This window comes from Rhodococcus sp. GA1 (assembly GCF_024321955.1).
Lineage (GTDB): Bacteria > Actinomycetota > Actinomycetes > Mycobacteriales > Mycobacteriaceae > Rhodococcus > Rhodococcus pyridinivorans.
The window spans coordinates 4,028,302-4,052,595 of the sequence record NZ_CP097186.1; the positions used below are offsets into that span (position 1 = coordinate 4,028,302).

At 69.6% G+C, this 24,294-nt stretch carries 19 protein-coding genes and 1 pseudogene; 11 read left to right on the top strand and 9 right to left on the bottom strand.

Going from position 1 to position 24,294, the window contains the following annotated elements; all coding sequences use genetic code 11:
- Window positions 1-17 precede the first annotated feature (17 nt).
- Both M3330_RS18815 and M3330_RS18820 read right to left on the bottom strand, forming a co-directional pair.
- Complete coding sequence (locus M3330_RS18815) at window positions 18-1,013, bottom strand: C40 family peptidase (RefSeq protein ID WP_024101553.1); 996 nt, start codon at window positions 1,011-1,013, stop codon at window positions 18-20.
- Entirely contained in the window at window positions 1,010-1,345 is a 336-nt protein-coding gene (locus M3330_RS18820; protein ID WP_019288542.1) for a type VII secretion target, read from the bottom strand. The genes M3330_RS18815 and M3330_RS18820 overlap by 4 nt, the downstream gene beginning before the upstream one ends.
- A 112-nt stretch (window positions 1,346-1,457) precedes the next feature.
- On the opposite strand from M3330_RS18820, the gene upp reads away from it, so the two are divergent.
- Both upp and M3330_RS18830 read left to right on the top strand, forming a co-directional pair.
- The gene (upp, locus tag M3330_RS18825; RefSeq protein ID WP_024101551.1) at window positions 1,458-2,081 is read left to right on the top strand and encodes a uracil phosphoribosyltransferase; all 624 of its coding nucleotides are present in this window, start codon (window positions 1,458-1,460) and stop codon (window positions 2,079-2,081) included.
- A 165-nt stretch (window positions 2,082-2,246) separates the two neighbouring features.
- Entirely contained in the window at window positions 2,247-2,948 is a 702-nt protein-coding gene (locus tag M3330_RS18830; RefSeq protein WP_255025920.1) for an MspA family porin, read from the top strand.
- A 54-nt stretch (window positions 2,949-3,002) separates the two neighbouring features.
- On the opposite strand, the gene M3330_RS18835 is transcribed toward M3330_RS18830, so the two are convergent.
- A complete protein-coding gene (locus M3330_RS18835) occupies window positions 3,003-4,502 on the bottom strand; it encodes a phospho-sugar mutase (protein ID WP_200358346.1) in 1,500 nt (499 codons plus the stop codon).
- A complete protein-coding gene (locus M3330_RS18840; RefSeq protein ID WP_255025922.1) occupies window positions 4,499-5,311 on the bottom strand; it encodes a purine-nucleoside phosphorylase in 813 nt (270 codons plus the stop codon). Before M3330_RS18840 ends, M3330_RS18835 begins: the two co-directional genes overlap by 4 nt.
- Window positions 5,312-5,377: 66 nt before the next feature.
- On the opposite strand from M3330_RS18840, the gene M3330_RS18845 reads away from it, so the two are divergent.
- The 6 genes from M3330_RS18845 (at window position 5,378) to M3330_RS18870 (ending at window position 12,189) form a co-directional block, all read left to right on the top strand.
- A complete protein-coding gene (locus tag M3330_RS18845; protein ID WP_039957748.1) occupies window positions 5,378-6,076 on the top strand; it encodes an enoyl-CoA hydratase/isomerase family protein in 699 nt (232 codons plus the stop codon).
- A gap of 78 nt (window positions 6,077-6,154) precedes the next feature.
- Entirely contained in the window at window positions 6,155-7,315 is a 1,161-nt protein-coding gene (locus M3330_RS18850) for a M20 family metallopeptidase (protein WP_255025927.1), read from the top strand.
- Window positions 7,312-8,469, top strand: a complete 1,158-nt coding sequence (locus M3330_RS18855) for a M20 family metallopeptidase (RefSeq protein ID WP_006550147.1) — start codon at window positions 7,312-7,314, stop codon at window positions 8,467-8,469. The genes M3330_RS18850 and M3330_RS18855 overlap by 4 nt, the downstream gene beginning before the upstream one ends.
- Before the next feature lie 71 nt (window positions 8,470-8,540).
- Window positions 8,541-9,584 (top strand): iron ABC transporter substrate-binding protein, encoded by a 1,044-nt coding sequence (locus M3330_RS18860; RefSeq protein ID WP_006550148.1) that lies wholly within the window; start codon window positions 8,541-8,543, stop codon window positions 9,582-9,584.
- A gap of 74 nt (window positions 9,585-9,658) precedes the next feature.
- A complete protein-coding gene (locus tag M3330_RS18865; protein ID WP_255025931.1) occupies window positions 9,659-11,146 on the top strand; it encodes an iron ABC transporter permease in 1,488 nt (495 codons plus the stop codon).
- Window positions 11,143-12,189 (top strand): ABC transporter ATP-binding protein, encoded by a 1,047-nt coding sequence (locus M3330_RS18870; protein ID WP_006550150.1) that lies wholly within the window; start codon window positions 11,143-11,145, stop codon window positions 12,187-12,189. The genes M3330_RS18865 and M3330_RS18870 overlap by 4 nt, the downstream gene beginning before the upstream one ends.
- Before the next feature lie 12 nt (window positions 12,190-12,201).
- Here the strand turns inward: M3330_RS18870 and M3330_RS18875 are convergent, their stop codons facing one another.
- Window positions 12,202-12,672 (bottom strand): gamma-glutamylcyclotransferase, encoded by a 471-nt coding sequence (locus tag M3330_RS18875; RefSeq protein ID WP_006550151.1) that lies wholly within the window; start codon window positions 12,670-12,672, stop codon window positions 12,202-12,204.
- 211 nt (window positions 12,673-12,883) lie between these two features.
- On the opposite strand from M3330_RS18875, the gene M3330_RS18880 reads away from it, so the two are divergent.
- Window positions 12,884-14,281 carry an NAD(P)H-quinone dehydrogenase gene (locus M3330_RS18880; protein WP_006550152.1) on the top strand — a complete coding sequence of 466 codons (1,398 nt, stop codon included), beginning with the start codon at window positions 12,884-12,886 and terminating at the stop codon, window positions 14,279-14,281.
- Between the two features lie 39 nt (window positions 14,282-14,320).
- Here M3330_RS18880 and glpK read toward each other — a convergent pair whose 3' ends face one another.
- The gene (glpK, locus tag M3330_RS18885) at window positions 14,321-15,835 is read right to left on the bottom strand and encodes a glycerol kinase GlpK (protein ID WP_255025936.1); all 1,515 of its coding nucleotides are present in this window, start codon (window positions 15,833-15,835) and stop codon (window positions 14,321-14,323) included.
- Window positions 15,836-15,951: 116 nt separating this feature from the next.
- Here glpK and glpD point away from each other — a divergent pair, with 116 nt between their 5' ends.
- Complete coding sequence (gene glpD / locus M3330_RS18890) at window positions 15,952-17,682, top strand: glycerol-3-phosphate dehydrogenase (RefSeq protein ID WP_019288535.1); 1,731 nt, start codon at window positions 15,952-15,954, stop codon at window positions 17,680-17,682.
- Between the two features lie 80 nt (window positions 17,683-17,762).
- Here glpD and M3330_RS18895 read toward each other — a convergent pair whose 3' ends face one another.
- Window positions 17,763-18,284 (bottom strand): hypothetical protein, encoded by a 522-nt coding sequence (locus tag M3330_RS18895; protein ID WP_006550155.1) that lies wholly within the window; start codon window positions 18,282-18,284, stop codon window positions 17,763-17,765.
- A 103-nt stretch (window positions 18,285-18,387) separates the two neighbouring features.
- On the opposite strand from M3330_RS18895, the pseudogene M3330_RS18900 reads away from it, so the two are divergent.
- A pseudogene (locus M3330_RS18900) lies at window positions 18,388-18,930 on the top strand (TetR/AcrR family transcriptional regulator); the annotation flags it as partial.
- Here the strand turns inward: M3330_RS18900 and M3330_RS18905 are convergent.
- On the bottom strand, window positions 18,900-19,700 hold the full coding sequence (locus tag M3330_RS18905) for a DNA-formamidopyrimidine glycosylase family protein (protein WP_039584832.1): 801 nt from the start codon (window positions 19,698-19,700) through the stop codon (window positions 18,900-18,902). The pseudogene M3330_RS18900 and the gene M3330_RS18905 sit on opposite strands and share 31 nt — an antisense overlap.
- 1 nt (window position 19,701) lies before the next feature.
- Window positions 19,702-24,264, bottom strand: coding sequence for an ATP-dependent helicase (locus tag M3330_RS18910; protein WP_033097076.1), 4,563 nt, complete (start codon window positions 24,262-24,264; stop codon window positions 19,702-19,704).
- Between the last annotated feature and the right edge of the window lie 30 nt (window positions 24,265-24,294).

The window sequence follows — 24,294 nt, forward strand, 5'->3', positions numbered from 1 at the left end:
GCGGAGATTCTCCGGAATCAGCCGGCGGTCGGGCGGTAGACACCGTGGAAGGCCATTCCACCGTTGCTGGTGCGCATCGGCGTCACGGAGACGGGGTCGCCCGCCTCGACCATGAGGCCGTTGCCCACCACCATCGCCACGTGCCCGTCCCACACGACGAGGTCTCCGGGCAGGGCGGCCGCAGGATCCACCCGTGTGCCGACGTCCTGTTCCTGGGCCAACCGCGGCAGTTCGACCCCGGCCTGCGCGTAGGCGTACTGCGTCAGTCCGCTGCAGTCGAGGCCGGAGCCGGGACTCGTGCCGCCCCACACGTACGGGGTGCCCTGCTGGGCGAGGGCGTGACGCACCGCTGCCGCAGCGGTCTCGTTCGGTGCCAGGCTGACGCTGCCGTCCGGAAGCCGCACCTCCACGCCCGTCGAGAGCCCTCCACCGAAGGTGTGGAGCGAACGTGGCTCGTCGCCGGCCGGGTCGGGGCCGGGATGGTGGCCGGAGTCGATCGGGGGAGCGGAGGGCTCGGGTGGAAGGAGTGCGGACGCCCGATCGGTCAGCTCCGCGAGCGTTCCGGTCACCTGTGTCAGCACGTCCAGCCCGGCGACGAGGTGGTCGATCGCCACTGCGAGGAGCGCGAGCTGCCCCTGTGGAAGCGACGTCGCGGGTGCGGCCTGCTCGGCGAAGGTGACGAACGAGTCGACGAGGCGAGCGATCTCGGCCGCACCGGTGACCACCGTGACGGTCGCCTCGAGCGCGATCCCGGCCAGTGCCGACCCACGATCGGCCGCCGCGAGGACGTCGGCGAGGACCTGCTCGGCACTCGCGATCGCCTGCGAGGCGGCCGGGCCACCCCAGGCCCAGGCGAGCTCGGCGACGGCGTCGCGCCCGGTCGCATGTACCTCCTCGGCCCACTGCGCACCGATGCGCACCATCTCGCCCGGATCGACGCCGGGTGGCAGCGCGGTGCCGAACGCGTCGAGCAGGCCGGTCAGCGGAGCGACGAGCAGATCCCCTCCGATCACAGTGACTCCACGACGGAGTCGAGTCGTGCGGCGGTGTCGTCGGTGGTGTGCTCGTAGGCGGCCGCGGAGGCCTTCGCGGCGTCTCCCATTCCGCCGAGCAGGTCGCCGAGCCGGCCGAGATCGCGCACGTGCGCGGAGTGGGTCGCGGTGAGAGCGGCGAGCACGGGTGCCCCGATCGGACCCAGTGCGGCGCTCAGCGCCGAGGGGTCGCCGTGCCGTGTCCGTTCGGCGGCCTCGTGCAGGCGCGCGGCGAGTTCGACGGCGTCGTCGCCGAACCTCCCGACGGCACTCGTGTCGATCCGTATCGCGTCCCTACCGGAGTTCTCGGTCACCTCGTCGCCTCTCGCGTCGTTGATGTGGGATTCGGCACCTTCGGAGGGTTCCGTCCCTGCCTGGTTCGACGCACCCGACTGCCGATCGGTTCCGTCGTTCTATCCTTCGGACATGGATTCGCTCGTCGTCGACCATCCGCTCGCTGCTTCGCTCCTGACCATCCTTCGCGACGAACGCAGCGACAACGCTGCCTTCCGGCACGCGTTGAGGCGGCTCACCCAGATGCTCGTCTACGAGGCGGTGCGCGATGCGCCCACCGAGACGTTCGACGTCAAGACGCCGGTCGCGGTGACGACGGGGGTACGGTTGCAGCAGCCTCCGCTGCTCGTCCCGGTTCTTCGCGCCGGCCTCGGCATGGTCGAACAGGCCCACGCCCTGATTCCCCAGGCGCAGGTCGGTTTCGTCGGTCTCGCTCGTGACGAGAAGACCTTCGAGCCGGTGCCCTATCTGGAGTCGTTGCCGGAGGACCTGTCGGGTCTTCCCGTCTTCGTGCTCGACCCGATGCTCGCGACCGGGGGGTCGATGGTGCACACCCTCGACATCCTCGCCCAGCGCGGTGCCACGGATATCACCGCGATCTGTGTGGTCGCGGCGCCGCAGGGCGTCGAGGCCCTTGCTGCCTCGGGTCATCCGGTCCGGTTGGTCACGGCGTCGGTCGATGAAGGTCTCAACGAGAACAAGTACATCGTGCCGGGTCTCGGCGATGCGGGGGACAGGCAGTTCGGGCCGCGATAAACCGCGCGTCGTGTGTTACTCGTGTGACTGACGGTACGGATGTGACACCCGACCGCAGTCATCTCGTTATCGAAAAGCAACCCGCAGGTCTCGATTTCTTCTTACGCTCGGTGTGCTCCGTGTGAAGTCCACTGCGTAGGTACAGCCGGAGATGGGGTCGGCGGAATGGCAAGAATCTTCTTCCGCAATCTGATTCGTGGAAGTGTCAGAGCGGCTTCGGTGGGCGCGGTCGCCGTCCTCGCCGCAGTGACGAGTCACGGCACGGCTGCGGCCGCTGTCGACAACTCGCGTATCCTCCCGTTGGACGGAGGGCACGCGATCGAAGTGATCCAGGCCGACACCTCGACACAGTCGGTGCCGCCGCTCGACAGCTCACCGCTGAGTGTCGAGTTCTTCCACGACGAGATTGCTACCGTTCGGATCACCGGTCCGAACGCGGCGAACTTCGTCGGGACGGCGGTGGAGGTCGGTTTCCAGGTCGGCTACCCGGTCGCGCTGCCGGGGGCGACGGTCACCGCCATCACTCCGAGCCTGTCCTGGGGTGTGGACAACGGTGCGGCCATCGGCCTCTCGCTCGACAACGAAGGTGGTGCCTCGCTCGATCTCGGCCTGGAGGCGGGTGGTTCGCTCAGCGGCGACATCATCCCGTCCCAGGAGATCGAGATCCCGCTCGAGCCGGGCGGCATAACGTCCGTCCCGATCGTCGAGGGCTTCGAGTTCGACGGCAGCTCGACGACCATCCGGATCGCCGGCGTGCACGGCTCGGTCTCGGGAGCCATCGGGCCGGTGATGATCCGTCCGTACCTGAAGGCTGTCACCGCCGACCGGAACACCGTCGTCACTTACGGTGTGCCGCAGCAGGTTTGATTGCAGCAGCAGGTCTGATCGAATCGGGTCCTGGCCCGGCCGGATCCGGCCGGGTCAGGGGTTCTCGTCACCGAGCGAGGCCGCCCATCCGCGCAGGGCGTCGAGTATCGCTTCCGCCGCCGGGCGGTCCCGCTCCGTGACCACCTCCAGGTAGACCTTGAGCTTCGGTTCGGTGCCCGAGGGGCGCACCACCACGCGCACCCTCGGCCCGCCCGCGACGTCCTCGCGACTCTCGAAGACGAGAGCGTCGGTGTGCATCGGTCCCGGGCTCTCGGCGAGATCGGTCGCGGTCACCTCCAGACCCGCGAGGGTCGTCGGCGGCTCCGCACGCAGTCGCGTCATCACGGTGCCGATGCGCTGCAGGTCGTCGACGCGGATCGACACCTGATCGCCGACGTGGACACCGAGTTCGCGATGCAGGTCGTCGAGTGCGTCGAGCAGTGTCCGGCCGGCCTGCTTCAAATCGGCCGCGTAGTCGGCGACCATTACGGCGGTCGCGATGCCGTCCTTGTCGCGCACAGCGTCCGGATCGACGCAGTGCCCGATCGCCTCCTCGTACGCGTAGACGAGGCCGTCACCGGCGCGGGCGAGCCACTTGAAACCCGTGAGCGTCTGCGCATATCGCGCGCCGCGTGCGGTCGCGAGTCGCCCCAGCATGGTCGACGAGACAATGGTGGTCGCGACCAGTGAGCCGGGCGGTGACGACGCGAGGATCCGGTCGCCGAGCAGGACCCCGGTCTCGTCGCCGCGCAGCATCGTCCATCCCCGCGGGCCCGGGACACCGACGGCGCAACGATCGGCATCGGGATCGAGCGCCAGGGCGATGTCGGCGTCGACCTCGGCCGCCAGCGCGAGCAGAGCCTCTGTTGCGCCCGGTTCCTCGGGGTTGGGGAAGGCGACGGTGGGAAACGCCGGGTCGGGTGCGAACTGGGGCGCCACGACGTGGATGTCGTCGAATCCCGCGGAACGCAGGGCCGCGACTGCCGTCTCGCCGCCGACACCGTGCAGTGCCGTCAGGGCGATGCGCATGCCTCGGTGCGGTGAGCGGGGGAGCGACGCGACCCGGGCGAGATAGCGGTCGACGAGGTCGTCACCCGACGGCGCGACCGGCATCCGGGGCACGTCCGCGGCGGAACCGACGGCGTCGATCGCCGTTTCGATCTCCCGATCGGCGGGTGCGGCCAGTTGCGCTCCGTCGGCGAGATAGACCTTGTACCCGTTGTCGGCGGCGGGATTGTGCGATGCCGTGATCTGCACGCCCGCAACGGCGCCCAGCGCCCGTACCGCGAAGGCGGTCACCGGGGTGGGGAGCGGCTCTCCGAAGGCGACGACCTCGAAGCCGGCCGCGGCGAGAACCTCTGCCGCGGCGGTGTGGAATTCCGCTGAGCCCGTACGGGCGTCGCGGCCGACGACGACGGTACCGTCGCCCTGCCCGTTCGCCTCGAGCCACGCCGCGAGTCCGGCGGTGGTGCGGACGACGACGGGTACGTTCATGCAGTCCGGTCCGTCGCCGACCGGGCCGCGCAACCCCGCGGTGCCGAATCGCAGCGTCACAGCCGGGCCGCCAGATCGCGCAGAAGATCGCCCATCCGGGTCGCGGCCGCACGACCCGCGGCCAGTACCTCGGTGTGGTCGAGGGGAGCGCCGGTGATGCCGGCCGCGGCGTTGGTCACCAGCGAGACCGCGAGCACGCGCGCTCCGGCCGCGCGCGCCGCGATGGTCTCGTGGACCGTGGACATGCCGACGAGGTCGGCGCCGAGGGTGCGCAGCATCCGGATCTCCGCCGGGGTCTCGTAGTGCGGCCCGGGCAGACCGGCGTAGACCCCTTCGCGCAGCGACGGATCGATCTCGCAGGCGAGTGCACGAAGATCCGGCGAGTAGGCGTCGACGAGGTCGACGAACTGGGCACCCACCAGCGGCGAGCGACCGGTGAGATTGAGGTGGTCCGAGATGAGAACCGGTTGTCCCACGGAGAACTCGGGATCGATGCCGCCCGCCGCATTGGTGAGGGCGACGGTGCGGGCACCCGCTGCGACTGCCGTGCGCACGGGATGGACGACGCGGGCGAGGTCGTGCCCCTCGTAGGCGTGGATGCGGCCGGCGAGGACGAGGACGGCGTTGTCACCGGCGCGCACGGAGTGGATGTTACCGGCATGCCCTGCCGCCGTCGGCGGTGCGAAGCCGGGCAGCTCGCTCATCGGGATCGTGGCGACGGGGATGCCGAAACTCTCGACTGCGGCCCGCCAGCCGGACCCGAGGACGACGGCGACGGAGTGTTCGGCGACCCCCGTCCGTTCGGCGAGAGCGGCGGCTGCGGCGTCGGCGGCCGCGGTGGGGTCGAAGACGTGATCGGGTTCTCCCATGGCATCGGACCCTAATCGCTCACAGCTTGTTACTCGTGGGTAAGTAGGCGCGGTATGCTGACGCGCATGCCTTACCTCGAACGTGACGGCGACGTCTTCGTCCTGCATCTCGGTGACCGTGACGCGGAGGTCTCCGAGAACCGGTTCCACCCCGATCGTCTCGCCGCGATCCACTCCCTCCTCGACGAGGTGGAAGCGCACGACGGACCCGCCGCCCTCGTGACCGCGGCGACCGGAAAGTTCTGGAGCAACGGACTCGACATCGACTGGGTCGGCGCGAACCTGCCGGATCTGCCGGGCTATCTGGACTCCGTCCACGCCCTCTATGTGCGGCTGCTCACCTTCCCGGCGGCGACGGTCGCGGCCGTGCAGGGGCACGCCTTCGGTGCCGGCGCGATGCTCGCGCTCGTGCACGACTTCCGGGTGATGCGCGGCGACCGCGGCTACTGGTGTCTGCCCGAGGTGCAGCTGAACATGCCGTTCACCGTCGGGATGTCCGCGCTGATCCGTTCCCGCCTGCCGATCCAGACGGCGGTCGAGGCCATCACCACCGGCCGTCGCTACGGCGGTGAGGACGCCGTGGCCGCGGGCATCGCCGAGCAGGCCGTCACCGGTGACGTCGTGCTCTCAACGGCGGTCGAGCGCGCAGCGGCGCTCACCGCCACCCGCGGGCCGAATCTGTCGGGCATCAAGCGCGGTCTGCACGCGCCGCTGATCTCGGCACTGGAGATCCGGACCGACGCGTCGAACTTCCGGTTCGGCTGATCGCCCCGCCGCGAAGTCGACGAACCGGTCGTACGCGCCGATCGATCGGGACGCGGTGAGCATGACAGACTGGACCCCGTGACGACCGACTACGCCACGGCGATCGAGGCTGCTTCCGACACCCTCGTCGGCCTGTCGCATTCCATCCATGCCGAACCGGAACTCGCGTTCGAGGAACACCGGAGCGCCGCGAAGATCGTCGAGGTGCTGCGCGACCACAATTTCGAGGTCACCACCGGCATCGCCGACCTGCCCACCGCCTTCGATGCGCGGTTCGGCAGCGGCGAACTCGTCCTCGCGTTCTGCGCCGAGTACGACGCACTGCCGGGCATCGGGCACGCGTGCGGCCACAACATCATCGCGGCGTCGGCCGTGGGCGCCGGGATCGGTCTCGCTGCGCTCGCCGACGAACTCGACGTGACCGTCCGCGTCGTCGGAACCCCCGCGGAGGAAACCGGCGGCGGCAAGGTCCTCATGCTCGAACGCGGCGTCTTCGACGGCGTCGGTGCGGCGATGATGGTGCATCCCGGCCCGTTCGACATCACCGGGGCGACGTCGCTCGCCCTCGCCGATATCGCCGTCGAGTACGACGGCCGCGAGGCGCACGCCTCCGCGGCCCCCGAATACGGGCTCAACGCTGCCGACGCTGCGACCGTCGCCCAGGTCGCGGTCGGACTGCTGCGGCAGCACCTGCATCCCGGGCAACAGATCCACGGCATCGTCGCGCAGGGCGGGACGGCACCGAACATCGTGCCCAGCCACACCGAACTGCTGTACTACCTGCGGGCCGGGACGAGCGAACTCCTCGACGACCTCGTCGACCGCGCACGCAACTGCTTCGCCGCCGGGGCGCTGGCCACCGGATGCAACCACCGGATCCGGACGGTCTCGCCGACCTATACCGAACTCACTCCCGATCCGTGGCTGGTGCAGGCATATCGTGAGGAGATCATCGATCTCGGGCGCCGACCGCTGCCCGTCGAGGAGGAAGGAGCGCGCCCCCTGGGCAGTACCGACATGGGAAACGTGACGAACGTGGTGCCGGGAATCCATCCGGTCATCGGACTCGACTCCGGTGGCGCGGTGACACATCAGGCTGCATTCGCGGCCGCGTGTGTCACTGAGTCCGCCGATCGGGCAGTACTCGACGGAGCGCGTGCGCTCGCAGCGACCGCCGTACGCGCGGCGACCGATCCGGTCCACCGGGCACGGCTCCTCGAACAGGCCGGCCGTCGATGAACCCCTACGTCGAGAAGTGGTTGGACCGCCACACCGAGGACCTCTCGCTCTGGCGCCGTCACATCCATGCGAATCCCGAACTCGCCCGGCAGGAGTACGCCACCACCGAGTTCGTCGCGAAGCACCTGCGCGCGGCCGGACTGGAGCCGAAGGTCCTGCCTCGCGGCACCGGCCTGATCTGCGATCTCGGTCCGACCGGCGGACCGCGCATCGCCCTGCGTGCAGACATGGACGCCCTGCCGATGCAGGAGGCCACCGGCCTGCCGTTCGAATCCACCGTCCCCGGTGTCTCGCACGTGTGTGGGCACGACGCCCACACCACCGTCGTGCTCGGTGCAGGTCTGGCGCTGGCCTCGATGCCCGAATTGCCGATCGGTGTCCGGCTGGTCTTCCAGCCCGCGGAGGAGGTCATGCCGGGCGGGGCGCTCGACGTCGTCGCGGCGGGCGGACTCGACGGGGTCGCGCGAATCTTCGCCTTGCACTGCGACCCGCGTCTCGAGGCGGGCAAGGTCGGTATGCGGGTCGGGGCGATCACCTCGGCGGCCGACACTGTCGAACTCGTCCTCGACTCACCCGGTGGGCACACCTCCCGGCCGCACCTGACCGGCGATCTCGTCTACGGCCTCGGTGCCGTCATCACGGGTCTTCCCGGCATGCTCAGCCGTCGCATCGATCCGCGCACCGGCACCGTCATGGTGTGGGGTGCGGTCAGCGCCGGCAAGGCACCGAACGCGATCCCGCGCACCGGCATGCTCGCGGGCACCGTCCGCACCGGCGACCACGACACCTGGCAGCTGCTCGAACCGATGGTCCGCGAGATCGTGCACGGTCTGCTCGCGCCCACCGGTGTCAGCTACGAACTGAACTATCGCCGCGGCGTGCCGCCGGTGGTCAACGACGAGGTGTCGGCGCGCATGTTCGAGGACGCGATCCGCGCGACCGGCCCCGACGCCCTCGCGGACACCCCACAATCCGGTGGGGGAGAAGACTTCTCGTGGTATCTCGAACACGTCCCCGGCGCCATGGGTCGGCTCGGGGTATGGCCGGGGGTCGGGCCCGAACTCGACATCCACCAGCCCACCTTCGATCTCGACGAGCGGGCGCTGGCCGTGGGTGTGCGGGTGATGACGAATCTGGTTCTCGGCGCTGCGTGACGCAGCCCGAAATAAGCTCAGGCTTACCTGAACGGTAGGATGTGTGAGCTCACCCATACCAGGAGGAATCGATGTCCCTTCGACACCGGATCGGCGCAGGGCTGACGGCAGCCACGCTCGTCGCCGTTCTCGCCGCGTGCAGCGACAGCGGCTCGGGCGACACCACCCCGGACGCTTCGAACGGGGAGGCGCTCACGCTCTATTCCGGGCGTAGCGAGAACCTGGTGGGCCCGCTCGTCGAACAGCTCGAAGGCACTCTCGGTTTCCCGATCGACGTCGTCTACGGCGGCACGCCGGAGATCACGGGCAAGCTCGTCGAAGAAGGTGCCGCATCGCCCGCCGATGTGGTCTTCAGCCAGGATGCCGGCGCGCTCGGTCTGCTCGACCGTTCGGGTCTGCTCGAGCAGCTGCCCGCGAGTGTGACGAATCAGGTGCCCGAGAACTACCGCGCGGAGGACGGCACCTGGGTCGCCACCTCTGCACGGGCTCGCGTCCTGGTCTACAACGACGACAAGGTGCAGCCGCAGGACCTGCCGAGCGGGATCGACGGGCTCCTCGACCCGAAGTGGAAGGGCCAGGTGGGCTTCGCGCCGACCAATGCGTCGTTCCAGTCGTTCGTGACCGGACTCCGTGTCTCCCGGGGCGAGGACGGTGCCCGCGAATGGCTCGAGGCGTTCAAGGCCAACGAACCGGTCGCCTTCGAAGGCAACGGACCTCTCATGGAGGGCGTCGACACCGGCCAGGTGACCCTCGGCCTCACCAATCACTACTACTGGTACGGGCTCGCGGACGAGAAGGGCGCCGACAACCTTGCCGTGCAGCTCCACTTCTTCGACGCGGGCGATCCCGGTGCCCTGGTGAACATCGCCGGCGCCGCGGTGCTCGCCACTACCGACCAGCGCGAGCAGGCCGAGCAGTTCGTGGCAGCGTTGCTCTCGCCCGAGTCGCAGACCTATTTCGCCGACGAGACCGCGGAGTATCCGGTCGTCGAGGGGACCGAAACCCAGACCGACCTGCGCCCGCTCTCCGAGATCGGGACCTCCGACATCGAACTGGCCGAACTGGCGTCCCTGGCCGAAACACAGGCGCTCCTGCAGGAACTGGAATTCATCTGATCACCCTCGCGACGCCGCGCGTCGGTACCCGACGCGGCCGGCCGATCCTGGCCACGGCCGCGCTGGGTGTTGCCGTGTTCGCGCTCGCACCCGTCGCGCACCTGGTGATGCGCGCGTTCGCGGACGGACCCGAACGGGTCGTCTCGCTCGTGTTCCGTCCACGCACTCTCGAACTGGTGTGGCGCAGCGGCGCGCTCGCCGTGACGGTCACGGTGGCATGCCTGATCCTGGGGCTCGCCGCCGCATGGTTGACGACCCGCACGGATCTCTCCGGCCGTCGCTGGTTCGCGTTGGCCCTGAGTCTGCCCTTGGCGATCCCCTCGTACGTGTCGGGCTTCGTCTGGATCGCCCAGTTCCCCGCGCTCGAAGGTTTCGTCGGTGCTGCCCTCGTCCTGACCTGCGCGTCCTTTCCTTACGTCTATCTGCCTGTGGCGGCGGCACTCGCCTCGGCCGACCCGGGGCTCGAGGAAGTGGCCCGCACTCTCGGCCGGTCCCGGCTGACCGCCATCCTCACCGTCACCTTGCGGCAGGTGTGGCCGACCGCGGCGGCGGGCGGACTGCTCGTCGCGCTCTACACGCTCAGCGATTTCGGCGCCGTCGCATTGATGCGCTACGAAGCGTTCACCCTGGCGATCTACGGAAGTTACCGGGGACTTCTCGATCGCACGCCCGCCGCTGTCTTCGGCCTCGTGCTGGTCGCGATCGCCGTGGTGCTGACGGTCGCCGAACGGAGCGCGCGCCGCGGCGCCACCGCGCGGATCGGATCCGGTACCGCGCGCACGGCCGAACCCGTGATGCTCGGCTCACGGCGATGGCCGGCGATCGGCTTCCTCGCCGCTCTGCTCGTCGTGAGCGTGGGAGTTCCGGTCGCGGGCCTGGCCCGCTGGTTGTGGAGGTCACAGCAGATCGCGGTCGACTGGTCCGGTATCTGGACCGCCACCACCTACACTCTGTGGGTGTCCGCGCTCGGTGCGTTGCTGACCACGGTGCTCGCACTTCCGGTGGGCATCTACGCCGCACGGTCGCACTCCCGATTGTCCCGCTTCACCGAGAGCGCCGCCTACATCGGCTTCGCGCTGCCCGGCATCACCGTCGGTCTGGCGCTCGTGTTCTTCGGCATCCGACTGCTCCCGCAGTGGTACCAGCAGACCCCGATGCTGGTGATCGCCTACGCGGTCCTGTTCCTCCCTCTCGCGGTGGGGTCGATCCATGCGGCAATCGCCGCGATCCCCCGGGGTCTCGAAGATGCGTCCGCAACTCTCGGTTCCGGACGATTGCTCACCGGACTGCGGGTGACGATCCCGATCGCCGCACCCGGCGTGGTCGCCGGTGCGGCATTGGCATTCCTGACCATCGCCAAGGAACTGCCTGCGACGCTGCTGCTCGTCCCCATCGGGCACGACACGCTCGCGACTGGGATGTGGCGACATACCGAAACCCTCGCGTACGGCTCGGCAGCACCCTATGCGGTGATCCTCGTCCTCATCGCGGCACTGCCGTCGCTCGTGCTGGGACGTCTGTTGCGCGGCCGGGTCGACGCGGAAAGTGGAGGCGAAGAGTGACCGGTCTGACCATCGAGAATGTATCCGCGCGATACGGCGCCGCCGAAGTCGTCACCGATGTGACCCTCGACGTGCCGCGCGGCGACCTGCTCGCCGTCCTCGGACCGTCGGGTGGCGGCAAGACCACGCTGTTGCGAGTGGCGGCTGGGCTGCATCCCGCAGCGTCGGGACGGATCTCCGTAGACGACGTGACCGTGACCGACGTGCCACCCGAACGTCGCGGGGTGGGCCTCGTGCCGCAGGAAGGCGCGTTGTTCCCGCATCTGAACGTGGCGCGCAACATCGGCTACGGTCTGGGGCGAGCGAACCGGCCGTGGCGCGGAGGTGCGCGGGAGGAACATCGACGCCGGGTCGAGGAGCTACTGGATCTCGTCGGTCTTCCGCGAGTCGGGCACCGTAAGCCGAGCGCGCTCTCCGGCGGGCAACAGCAGCGGATCGCTCTGGCTCGTGCACTGGCACCGCGACCGTCCGTGGTCCTGCTCGACGAGCCGTTCAGCGCGCTCGACGCCGGTCTGCGCGCGAGTCTGCGCGCGGATGTCCGTACGCTGCTGCGCGAACAGTCGGTCGCGGCGGTGCTCGTGACCCACGACCAGACGGAGGCCTTGGCCATGGCCGACAGGCTGGCGGTGATGCTCGACGGCCGGATCGCCCAGGTGGGCTCGCCCGAGGAGGTCTACGGGAGGCCGGCATCCGTCGCGGTGGGCGAGTTCGTGGGGGAGGCGATCGTACTCGAGGCCGAGGCGTTCGGCGACTGCGCGCAGACCCCGCTCGGGAAGGTTCAGCTCGTCTCACCCGGACACGGCGTGGGCCGCGTCCTGCTGCGACCGGAACAGATCGAAGTCGGGGCAGCGCCGACGAAGTGCCCTGCTGCCGGATCGTTCACTGTGCGCGACACGGCATTCGGCGGCGCACACAGCGAAGTGCGGGTCGAGGGGATGGGAATCGCCGTCCGTGCCCTGTGCACCACCCTGCACGGTCTGCAGGCGGGCGACCCGGTGACGGTGAGCGTCCGGCGACCGGTGCCCTTCTATCCCGGAGGGTAGGAAGGCCGGCGTCTAGAAACCGTCGGGACGCCCCGGACCCACATTGCGACTGTTGCGGGTACGCAGATCCCGAACGTATTCGGCGGGGGCCCCGGCGATCTCGGCCGCGTCGGCCATCACGCCCAGATAGCGTGCCGACGGCAGGCCGCCCTCGTATCCGTCGACGACGTACAGCCACGCGAGGACCGGACCGTCGGCCGTGTCGACGCGCACGCGGATCTTGCGGTGGAAACCGAGTTCGGCTCCCTCCCAGCGGTCGAGGCTGCGTTCGTCGTCCTCCGGCACGTCGTAGAGCACGACGAACACCTTCGCGTCCGAATCCTCGACGACCGTCGCGAGGGCGCCCTCCCAGCCGATGTCGGCGCCGGCGAAGGTCAGTCGCCAACCGTGCAACCACCCGGTTCCCGCCATCGGCGAATGCGGGCAGCGCGTCAGCATCTGCTCCGGATGCATGTTGGACCCGTAGGCGGCGTAGATCGGCACGAGGATAAGGCTAACCCGTCGTCCACCGGAGTCGTCGGAGGGGCGGCGCAGGGACGGACGAGGAGTTATCGGGGGCCGTTGCGTGCCGGGTCCACCGGTCCCTGTGCGCGAGGTGGGGGCATTGGCATAGCGTTGAGACCACGTGTGTGCCCACCAGGCGCTCACGTGCAGCCCGACCCGGCACCCTTCGGAATCGATACAGAGGAGAACAATGACCCGGATCGTCATCATCGGCGGCGGCCCCGCAGGATACGAGGCGGCGCTGGTGGCATCCCAGTACGGCGCGACGGTGTCACTGATCGATTCGGACGGGATCGGTGGCGCCTGCGTGCTCTTCGACTGCGTCCCCTCCAAGACCTTCATCGCCTCGACCGGCGTGCGCACCGACATGCGCCGCGCCGCCGACCTGGGCATCGAACTCGACCGTGCCGAGGTGTCGTTGCCGCAGGTGCACGGCCGTGTGAAGAGCCTCGCCCGCGCGCAGTCCTCCGACATCCGCACCAAGCTCGAGGCCGCCGGGGTGAAGTTGTTCTCCGGTTACGGCGAACTCGTCGACGCGCAGCCCGGCATGGCCGCCCATCAGGTGCGCGCCAAGCTGCTGACCGGCGAGGAAAAGGTGCTCGACGCCGACGTCGTGCTGATCGCCACCGGCGCGAGCCCGCGTGTCCTGCCGGGCGCGGAGCCGGACGGTGAGCGGATCCTCACCTGGCGTCAGCTCTACGACCTCGAGAAGCTTCCCGAGCACCTCGTCGTCGTCGGTTCGGGTGTCACCGGCGCCGAGTTCGTCTCCGCTTACACCGAGGTCGGCGTGCAGGTCACCGTCGTGTCGAGCCGCGACCGGATCCTGCCGCACGAGGACGAGGACGCGGCTCTCGTGCTCGAGGACGTCCTCACCGAGCGCGGTGTGACCCTCGTCAAGCACGCCCGCGCCGACCGGGTCGAACGCACCGAGGACGGCGTCCGCGTGCTCCTCGCCGACGGCCGCATCGTCGAGGGCAGCCATGTGCTGATGACCGTCGGCTCGGTGCCCAACACCCGGGATCTCGGTCTCGACAGGGTCGGGCTCGAACTCGACCGGGGCGGTTACCTTCCCGTCGACCGCGTCTCCCGTACCGCCGTCCCCGGCATCTACGCCGCGGGCGACTGCACCGGACTGCTGCCCCTCGCGTCGGTCGCGGCCATGCAGGGCCGCATCGCGATCTACCACGCGCTCGGCGAAGGCGTGAGCCCCATCAAGCTGAAAACCGTTGCGGCCGCAGTGTTCACGCGTCCCGAGATCGCCGCCGTCGGTGTCAGTCAGGCGACGATCGACAAGGGCGAGGTGCCCGCCCGCACAGTCATGCTCCCGCTCAACACCAACCCGCGCGCCAAGATGTCCGGCCTGCGGCGCGGTTTCGTGAAGATCTTCTGCCGTCCCGCGACCGGTGTGGTCATCGGCGGTGTGGTCGTCGCCCCGACCGCGTCCGAGCTCATCCTTCCCGTAGCGTTGGCGGTGCAGAACAACCTGTCGGTCAACGACCTCGCGCAGACCTTCTCGGTCTACCCGTCGCTGAGCGGATCGGTCACCGAGGCCGCCCGCCAGCTGATGCGCCACGACGATCTGGACTAGGCACCGGACGGGGCGGGATTCGCGGCGATCCCGCCCTGCTCAGGCCCAGTCGTAGGTGCGTTCGACCGCCTTGTTCCATTCGCCGAACAGGCGCTCGCGTTCGTCGACCGGCATCGCCGGCTCCCACGTGCGGTCCGCGGTCCAGTTGCGGCGGATGTCCTCCTCGTCCTCCCAGAAGCCGACGGCGAGACCGGCCGCGTAGGCGGCGCCGAGTGCGGTGGTCTCGGAAACGGTGGGTCGTACCACCGGCACACCGAGGATGTCGGACTGGAATTGCATGAGCAGATCGTTGGCGACCATGCCGCCGTCGACCTTGAGGGTGCGCAGGTCGACCCCGGAGTCGGCGTTCATCGCCTCGATGACCTCCCGCGTCTGGTAGGCCGTCGCCTCGAGCGCCGCCCGCGCGAGGTGGCCCTTCTCGACGAAGCGCGTCAGGCCGGCGATGACGCCGCGGGCGTCGGGTCGCCAGCGCGGCGCGAACAATCCCGAGAAGGCCGGCACGAAATACGCCCCGCCGTTGTCGGGGACGCTCGTGGCGAGCGCTTCGATCTCGTCGGCGGACCGGATCAACCCGAGATTGTCGCGCAGCCACTGCACGAGCGAACCGGTCACGGCCACCGAACCTTCGAGGGCGTAGACCGCGGGGGCGTCACCTATGCGATAACAGACGGTGGTGATCAAGCCGTGCTCGCTGCGCACCGGGGTCGTGCCGGTGTTGAGCAGCAGGAAGTTGCCGGTGCCGTAGGTGTTCTTCGCCTCGCCGGGGGACAGGCAGCCCTGGCCGAAGGTCGCGGCCTGCTGGTCGCCGAGGATGCCGGCGACCGGGACCCCGGCGAGCGGTCCGCGCTCGCGGGCGTGCCCGTACACCTCCGACGAACTGCGGATCTCCGGCAGCATCGACTCCGGGATGCCGAGTTCGGCACAGATCGCCGGATCCCACTGCTGTGTCCCGAGATTCATCAGCAGCGTCCGGGAGGCGTTGGTCACATCGGTGATGTGCAGTCCGGGTGGCTGACCCTCGTCGCCGACACCACCGGTGAGATTCCACAGGATCCAGCTGTCGATGGTGCCGAACGCGAGGTCGCCGGCCTCGGCGCGCTCTCGGGCACCGTCGACGTTGTCGAGGATCCACCGCACCTTCGGTCCGGCGAAATAGGTCGACAGCGGTAGTCCGGTGATCTCGCGGTAGCGGTCGGGCCCGGCGTCGCCGGCAAGCTCCTCGACGAGCCTGTCGGTGCGGGTGTCCTGCCAGACGATCGCGTTGTACACCGGTTTTCCGGTGGTGCGGTCCCACACCACCGTGGTCTCGCGCTGGTTCGTCAGGCCGATCGCCGCGACGTCGTTGCGTCGCAGATCCGCTTTGGCGAGTGCTGCGGCGCCCACTTCACGGGTGTTGAGCCACAGCTCTTCCGGGTCGTGTTCGACCCATCCCCACCGCGGGAGGAACTGGCGGTGTTCCTTCTGCGCGAGCGAGACGATGCGCCCGTCGTGGTCGAAGATGATGCACCGGCTGGACGTGGTGCCCTGGTCGATCGCCGCGATGAACTGGTTCACAGGTGATCCTCGGGTGAAGGGGACGGCTCGGTTCGGCAACGCTTCCGCTGCGCGCTGCGGGTCCGAAGCTACTACCCTTGATCGGGATACGTCGACGACTCACGGGAGCAGGTGCGGTGACCAACCAATCGGGTGTGCAACTCCTCGGACCGCAACAGCGCGCCGACGCCTGGCGTCGTCTCGCCACCGAACAGTTCGACGTCGTCGTCATCGGCGGTGGTGTCGTCGGGGCGGGAGCAGCGCTCGACGCCGCAACCCGGGGCCTGCGAGTCGCTCTCGTCGAGGCCCGCGACTTCGCGTCCGGCACGTCGAGCCGGTCGTCGAAGATGTTCCACGGCGGCCTGCGCTATCTCGAACAGCTCGAATTCGGTCTGGTGCGAGAAGCCTTGCGCGAGCGCGAACTCGCATTGACGACCCTGGCCCCGCACCTGGTCAGGCCGTTGAAGTTCCTCTTCCCGCTCACCCATCGGGTGTGGGAGCGGCCCTACGTCGCGGCGGGTATCTTCCTCTACGACCGTCTCGGCGGCGCGAAGTCCGTTCCGGCGCAGAAGCACCTGACCCGCTCGGGCGCCCTGCGGATGGTTCCCGGTCTCAAGCGCAATTCGCTCGTCGGCGGAATCCGCTACTACGACACGGTCGTCGACGACGCCCGGCACACCATGACCGTCGCGCGGACGGCCGCGCACTACGGTGCGGTGGTGCGTACGTCGACGCAGGTCGTCGGTTTCCTGCGCGAGGCCGACCGCGTGTCGGGTGTGCGGGTGCGCGACAGCGAGGACGGTTCGGTCACCGAGGTGCGGGCGCACGCGGTGATCAACGCAACCGGTGTGTGGACCGACGAGATCCAGTCGTTGTCGCGGCAGCGCGGCCGATTCCGGGTCCGCGCGTCGAAGGGCGTGCACATCGTCGTGCCCCGCGACCGGATCGTCAGCGATTCGGCGATCATCCTGCGTACCGAGAAGTCGGTGCTGTTCGTCATCCCGTGGGGCAACCACTGGATCATCGGCACCACCGACACCGACTGGAATCTCGACCTGGCGCACCCGGCAGCGACGAAGGCCGACATCGACTACATCCTCGACCACGTCAACCGCGTACTCGTCGTCCCGCTCACCCACGACGACATCGACGGTGTCTACGCTGGTCTGCGCCCGCTGCTGGCGGGGGAGAGCGACGAGACGTCCAAGCTCTCGCGTGAACACGCCGTCGCGCGGGTGGCGCCGGGGCTCGTGGCGATCGCCGGTGGCAAGTACACGACCTACCGCGTCATGGCCGAGGACGCCGTCGATCTCGCGGCCGAGGACATTCCGGCCCGGATCGCGTCGTCGATCACCGAGAAGGTGCCCCTCGTCGGGGCCGACGGGTACTTCGCGCTGGTCAACCAGACCATGCATCTCGCCGAGCAGTACGGTCTGCATCCCTACCGCGTCAAGCATCTGCTCGACCGCTACGGCTCCCTCGTCGAGGACGTGCTGAGCCTCGCGAAGGGCCGGCCCGAGTTGCTCGAACCGCTGACCGATGCCCCCCAGTACCTGCAGGTCGAGATGGTCTACGGCGCTGCGGCCGAAGGAGCCCTACATCTCGAGGACCTCCTGGCGCGCCGGACCCGGATCTCGATCGAATACCCGCACCGCGGGCTGCACTGTGCGGAGCAGACGGCCCGGCTGGTCGCTCCGGTCCTCGGCTGGGACGACGCGACGATCGACCGGGAGGTCGCGACCTACCGGGCGCGCGTCGAGGCGGAGATCGAGTCGCAGAACCGACCCGACGACGAATCCGCGGACGCGCTCCGGGCAGCGGCCCCGGAGGCCCGGCCGGAGATCCTCGAACCGGTGCCCATCACGTAGCCGCGGGCGGTTCGTGACGGGTGTCGGTGCGTGAGCACCGCCTTCTCGGCGGTCGGTGCGTGACACCGCCTTCGCGGCGGTCAGTGCGTGAGCACGACCTTCACGACGACCACGACCGTCGCGATCAGAGCCACCCCCACCGCGGCCGCCACGGTCCGGTGGGTCGGGCTGCGATTCTGTAACCGGCGCACGACGAATACGGTCGAGCCGATACGGATCAGCACGGCGACCTCGGCGAGGATGTGGGCCGTCCGGGGCTCGAGCCAGCCGACCCAGGCCGTGGCGAGCACGAGACAGGGCAATACCGCCGACGACAGGATGGGAACGGAGTCGCGGAGTTCCTCGATGCGTTCGCTGCGCGTGAGTTGAGCACCCGAACGAACGGACTGAGCGACCGACTCCGCGAAGACATGGGCGATGAACGTCGAGAGTGCGGTGCCGATCACGATCGCGATCCCGATGTACTCGGGCGAGGTCGTGATGGGGACGAGCGCGGCCAGCACCAGGATGTTGCCGTAGACGTAGGCGCTGATGCGGGAGGCCGCCGACTCCGGGGACAGAGGGCGGCGCCGTCCGGACGACAGGTACGAGGGCGTGGACACCTCGCTAGCGTGACACAGAACGCCCTCGTCGACGCCGCTACCGGAAGGGTGCGTCAGGGTGAAACAGAAGTGGGACGGTGGCGATCCGTCACCTTCGGGCTGAGCGCCCGACGGCGCGGCAGCGAACGTCAGGGCCGTGTGCCGGGCCGCCGAACTCACCGAACGGTACTTCTACGAGAGCTTCACCGACCGCGACACCTTCGTCCGCGAGATCTACGCCCACGTCGCCGACCGCGCCCGCGACGCGCTGACCGAGGCGGTACTGTCCGCCCCCACCCTCGGCCGGGCCGAGGCCGCGGTGCGGGCGTTCGTCGAGCTCATGGTCGACGACCCCGCGAAGGGACGCGTGCTCCTCCTCGCCCCGCTGCGCGAACCCACAATCAGTCGGCGCGGTATCGAACTCGCCCCGGCCTTCGTCGCGCTGGTCCGCGACCAACTACCCCCGGGTGGCGACGAGGGACAGCGCCACATGGTGGCCGTGGGTGCCGTCGGCGCCCTCACCAGCCTGTTCATGAGGTACCTCGAAGGCGACCTCGCCGTGTCGCGAGACACCCTCGTCCGGCACTGCGTCGCGCTCGTCGAGGACGCCGGCAGGGCGGCGTGTCTGCAGGGCGATCAGGGCGGGGATCCTTCCGGGCGCGGCTGACATCGCGGGCACCGGTAGACCACCCGCTCGGGATCGGTCGCGGTGCCGATCTCGCCGAACCGGATCGGGGTATGGCAGCGTCTGCACGGCTTCCCGCGACGCCCGTAGACCCACAGATTGTGGCCCGGACGACGGTCGCCGGTGGTGATACGGGTCGTCCGGTCGCGGTTCGCGACCAGCAACCGATGCGTGAGGTCGACCCACGCAGCGGGATCCCCGGCCTGCGCGACCGGGGTCCACGGATCGACGCCCCGCAGGAAGCACAATTCGGAGCGGTACACGTTCCCGACGCCGGCCATGATGCGCTGATCGAGCAGGGCCACCCCGATCGGACGGTCCGGGTCGCGCACGAGATTCGCCGCCGCACGCTCGGGATCCCAATCGGGACCGAGCAGATCCGGCCCGAGATGGCCCACGGCGTCGTCCTCCCGGTCACGGGCGAGCACCTCGACGATGCCGAGTTCGAAACCCACCGCCTGCACGTCCTCGGTGCCGAGCACGATGCGCGCCTTGTATCCGGGCTTGCGCCACCGTGTTCCGCGCGGATAGACGTGCCATTCGCCTTCCATCTTCAGGTGCGAATGGATCGAGACGTCGGCGACGCGGACGAGTAGGTGCTTGCCCCGCGAGACCACTTCGTCGACCGTGCACCCGGTGAAATCGGCCGTGGCGAAACGCGGAACACGGAAGTCCGTCTCTGTGAGCACCTTTCCCTCCAGTGCCGTTCGGAGGCGGTGCGCGGCGCGGAACACGGTGTCTCCCTCGGGCACGTCAGAACCTCAGCCGGTAGCCGCGCGGGGTCGCCGAGAATCCCGCTTCGGCAAGATATCCGGCGAACTCGTGCCCATGGATCGTCTCACCGTCGACCTTCTCGACGACGATCTTGTCGACACCACCGCGTTTGACGCTCGCAGCGAGCGACGCGCATGCGCTGCGCAACCGGCCCGGATCGTCGTCGAAGGTGAGCAGCGTGCGTCCGCCGCGTTCGACGAACAGCACGAGCGCCCCGTCGACGAGCACCACGAGTCCACCGGCCTTGCGGCCCGGCCGGTGCCGCGGCGCGTCGTCGTCGGCCGACGACTTCGGCCACGGCAGTGCCGCACCGTACGGGTTGGCCGGATCGCACGCCGCGAGGGTGACGGCCGCGGTCTCCGAGTGCCGGCCCTCGATCGAATCCGAGAACGACCGGAGACGGTCGACGACCGACGGTGTCGAGAACTGCGCTCCGCCCAGCGAATCGACGAAGTAACCGCGGCGGCACCGGCCCGTCTCCTCGAACCGGCTGAGCACCTTGTACATCGTCGCGAATCCGCCGGGCACACCCTCGCCGACGACGACACCGCGGGTGACCACACCGTACCGCTCGAGCAGCAGTTCGGCGGTGGTGTGTGCGCGGACCGTCGCGTCGGTCTCGCGTTCGGGCAGCATCGACCAGCGCCCGCTCACGGTCGGTGGCCCGGTGCGGCTCGGCAGCGTGGGCCGGGCCCGGTACATCCGGGCGCGCGGCGCCCGGCGCGGGGTGCGGTGGGCGGGCTTGGCACGGGAGGTGTCGCCGATCAGGGCGCGCAGCGGGGCGAGGGTGTCGCCCGCGATATGCCCGCTCCACACCAGCTCCCACAGGGCGTCGGCGACCGTCGTGTCGCTCGCCGTGGTGTGGAGGACGGTGACGGCGTCGACGAGTTGCCGGAAGAAGTACGCGCCGCCGCCCGAGAGCGACTCGAGGATCGCCCGGTGCACCGGCCCCAGCTCGATGTCGTCGACCGGAGCGAGGCTCGCCGGGGCCAGATCGGCCGGATGCAGTGCCACCCAGCCGTCCTTCCCGGAGATGGACCCGGCACCCGACCACAGGACCTCACCGGTCGTGGTGAGTTCGTCGAGCATCGTCGGGGTGTAGTCGCGCACGCGGGGAGCGAGGATCAGCGGTTCGAGGGCACTCGCGGGCACCGGTACCCCGGCGAGTTGTTCGACGACGGTGAGGACACCGTCGATGCCGTAGAGCGCACTCGTGCCCGGGCCGGTGCCGAGGTGGTGCCAGTCGGGCAGGAATCGTCCGAGGGTCGTGGTGCTGACGGGTTCGACGTCCTGCCGGGCGGCTGCGAGCGACCGGCGCCGCAGCCTTCGGAGCACCTCCGTGTCGCACCATTCCGATCCGCTCGCACCCGGGCGGAATTCGCCTGCCGTGACGCGCTTCTCGGACGCGAGCCGGCCGAGGACGGATTCGACGACCGCCGTGCCCAGTCCGAACCGGGCGGCAGCCTGCGCGGTGGTGAACGGGCCGTGGGTGCGGGCGTGCCGGGCGATCAGATCGCCGAGCGGGTCGGGGACCGGTTCGACGAACACCGTCGGGACCCCGATCGGCAGGGGCACGCCCAGCGCGTCGCGCAGACGTGAGGCGTCCTCGACCGCCGCCCATCGGTGCTCACCCGCGTACGAGACACGCAACGCGCGGCGTTGCGCTTCGAGATCCTCGATCCAGGACGTCGGGTCGTCGGTGGTGCGCTCGCGCAGCTCGGCCTCGGTGAGCGGACCGAGCAGACGCAGCAGATCGGCGACGCCCTCGGCGTCGCGTGCGCGTCGCTGCGGGGTCAGGCGTTGCAGTTCGTGCTCGGCCTCGGTGATGACGTCGGCGTCGAGCAGTTCGCGCAGCTCGACCCGGCCGAGAAGTTCGGCGAGCAGCGTCGAGTCGAGCGACAGTGCCGCGGCCCGACGTTCGGCGAGCGGGCTGTCGCCCTCGTACAGGAACTCACCCACATAGGAGAACAGCAGCGACGTCGCGAACGGTGAGGCCGTGGGGGTCTCGACCTCCACCAGCCGGATCTTGCGCTGGGCGATGCTGCCGAGCAGGTCGCGCAGAGCAGGCAGGTCGTAGACGTCCTGCAGGCACTCGCGCACCGTCTCGAGCAGGATCGGGAAGTCGGGAAAGCGGCGAGCGACGTCGAGCAGTTGCGCCGATCGTTGGCGCTGCTGCCACAGCGGGGCGCGCTTGCCCGGGTTGCGGCGGGGCAGGAGCAGGGCCCGCGCCGCGCACTCCCGGAAGCGGGACGCGAACAACGCGGAGCCGCCGACCTGTTCGGTGACGATGTCGTCGATCTCCTCGGTGTCGAAGACGAAGATCTCCGAGCCGGGCGGGGCGTCGTCGGTGTCGGGCAGTCGGACGATGATGCCGTCGTCGGACGGGGTGGGGTGCGATTCGATGCCGTAGCGTTCGAGCAGCCGCGCGCCCACCGCGAGCGCCCACGGCGCGTGCACTCGCAACCCGAACGGCGAGTGCAGCACCAGCCGCCAGTCGCCGAGTTCGTCGCGGAACCGTTCGACGACGAGTGTTCGGTCGGTGGGCAGGTGACCGGTGGCGGTGCGCTGCTCGTCGAGCAGACGGATGAGATTTCCGGTGGCGTAGTCGTCGAGACCACCTTTGCGGCAGCGGGTCTCGGCGTCCTCCGGCGAGGCGTGGCCCATCTCGCGCAGGAATGCGCCGAGCGCGGCACCGAGTTCGGCGGGTCGACCCTGACTGTCGCCGTGCCAGAAGGGCAACCGGCCGGGCCGGCCGTAGGCGGGGGAGACCAGCACTCGGTCGAAGGTGATCTCCTCGATCCGCCAGCTGGTGGCACCGAGCGCGAAGACGTCACCCACTCGCGACTCGTAGACCATCTCCTCGTCGAGTTCGCCCACCCGCGTGTTCTTCTCGCCGACCATGTACACGGTGAACAGGCCGCGGTCGGGGATCGTGCCGCCGGAGGTGACGGCGAGCCGTTGGGCGCCGGGCCTGCCGATGAGGGTGCCGGCCGTGCGGTCCCATACCACCCGGGGACGGAGCTCGGCGAACTCGTCGGACGGATAGCGGCCGGCGAGCAGGTCGAGGACGGATTCGTAGACTCCGCGGGAGAGCGTCGCGAACGATCCGCTGCGCCGCACCGTGTCGAACCAGTCGTCGACGTCGACGGGTTCGAGGGCCGTGGCCGCGACCGTCTGCTGGGCGAGCACGTCCAGTGGATTCGCCGGGACCTGCAGCGCCTCGATGTGTCCCTCGACCATCCGCTCGACGGTCACCGCGCAGTGCACGAGATCGGTGCGGTGCTTGGGGAACAGCACGCCGCGCGAGGTCTCGCCCACCTGGTGCCCGGCGCGACCGACGCGCTGCAGACCGCTGGCCACCGAGGGCGGAGCCTCGACCTGGATCACGAGATCGACCGCACCCATGTCGATGCCGAGTTCGAGACTCGACGTCGCCACCACGCACCGCAACCGGCCCGACTTGAGATCGTCCTCGATCAGAGCGCGCTGGTCCTTGCTCACCGACCCGTGGTGGGCGCGGGCGAGCACGGGTGCAGCGCCGGCGGTGGTCTCGGTGGGCGATCCGAGCTGCGAAGGCGGTGCGCCCTCGCGGTCCACCTGCTCGCCGAGGCGTTCGGCCTGGATCTCGTTGAGCCGGGCGGTGAGACGTTCGGACAGTCGCCGGGAATTGGCGAACACGATCGTCGACCGGTGCTCGGTGATGAGATCGACGATCTGCTCCTCGACGTGCGGCCAGATCGACCCGGCCTGCGGTGTGGGTGAGAACGATTCCTCGTCGGGCTCGGAAACCCCGAGTTCGGTCATGTCCTCGACCGGTACGCGCACCGCGAGATCCCACGTCTTCGCCGAGGGCGGCGCGACGATCCGGATGGGGGCGGAACCGGCGAGGAACCGACCGACCTCCTCGTGCGGTCGCACGGTGGCCGACAACCCGATGCGTTGGGCCGGCGCGCGCAGGAGCTGGTCGAGACGCTCGAGCGACAGCGCGAGATGCGCCCCGCGTTTCGTCCCCGCCACCGCGTGGACCTCGTCGACGATCACCGTCTCGACACCGACGAGGTTCTCCCGCGCGGACGAGGTGAGCATGAGGAAGAGCGACTCGGGCGTCGTGATGAGGATGTCCGGTGGCGTGCGCGCCATGGCGCGACGATCGGCCTGGGAGGTGTCGCCGGAACGCACACCGACGGTGATGTCGGGTGGCGTCAGACCGAGCCGTTTCGCGGTCTGGGTGATGCCGACGAGCGGAGACCGCAGGTTGCGCTCGACGTCGACGGCGAGGGCCTTGAGCGGCGAGACGTACAGCACGCGGGTGCGGTGCTCGCGCGCGGCGTGCTCGTCGGCCGGGGTGGACGAGAGCCGGTCGAGCGACCACAGGAACGCCGACAGGGTCTTGCCCGAGCCGGTGGGGGCGACGACGAGCGTGTGGGCTCCCGAGGAGATCGAATCCCACGCGCCGAGCTGGGCCGGGGTCGGGGACTCGAACGCCCCGGCGAACCACGCCCGGGTCGGCGCGGAGAAACGATCGAGGATGTCGGTCACCATCCCATCGTCTACCCGCCGACCGACACACTC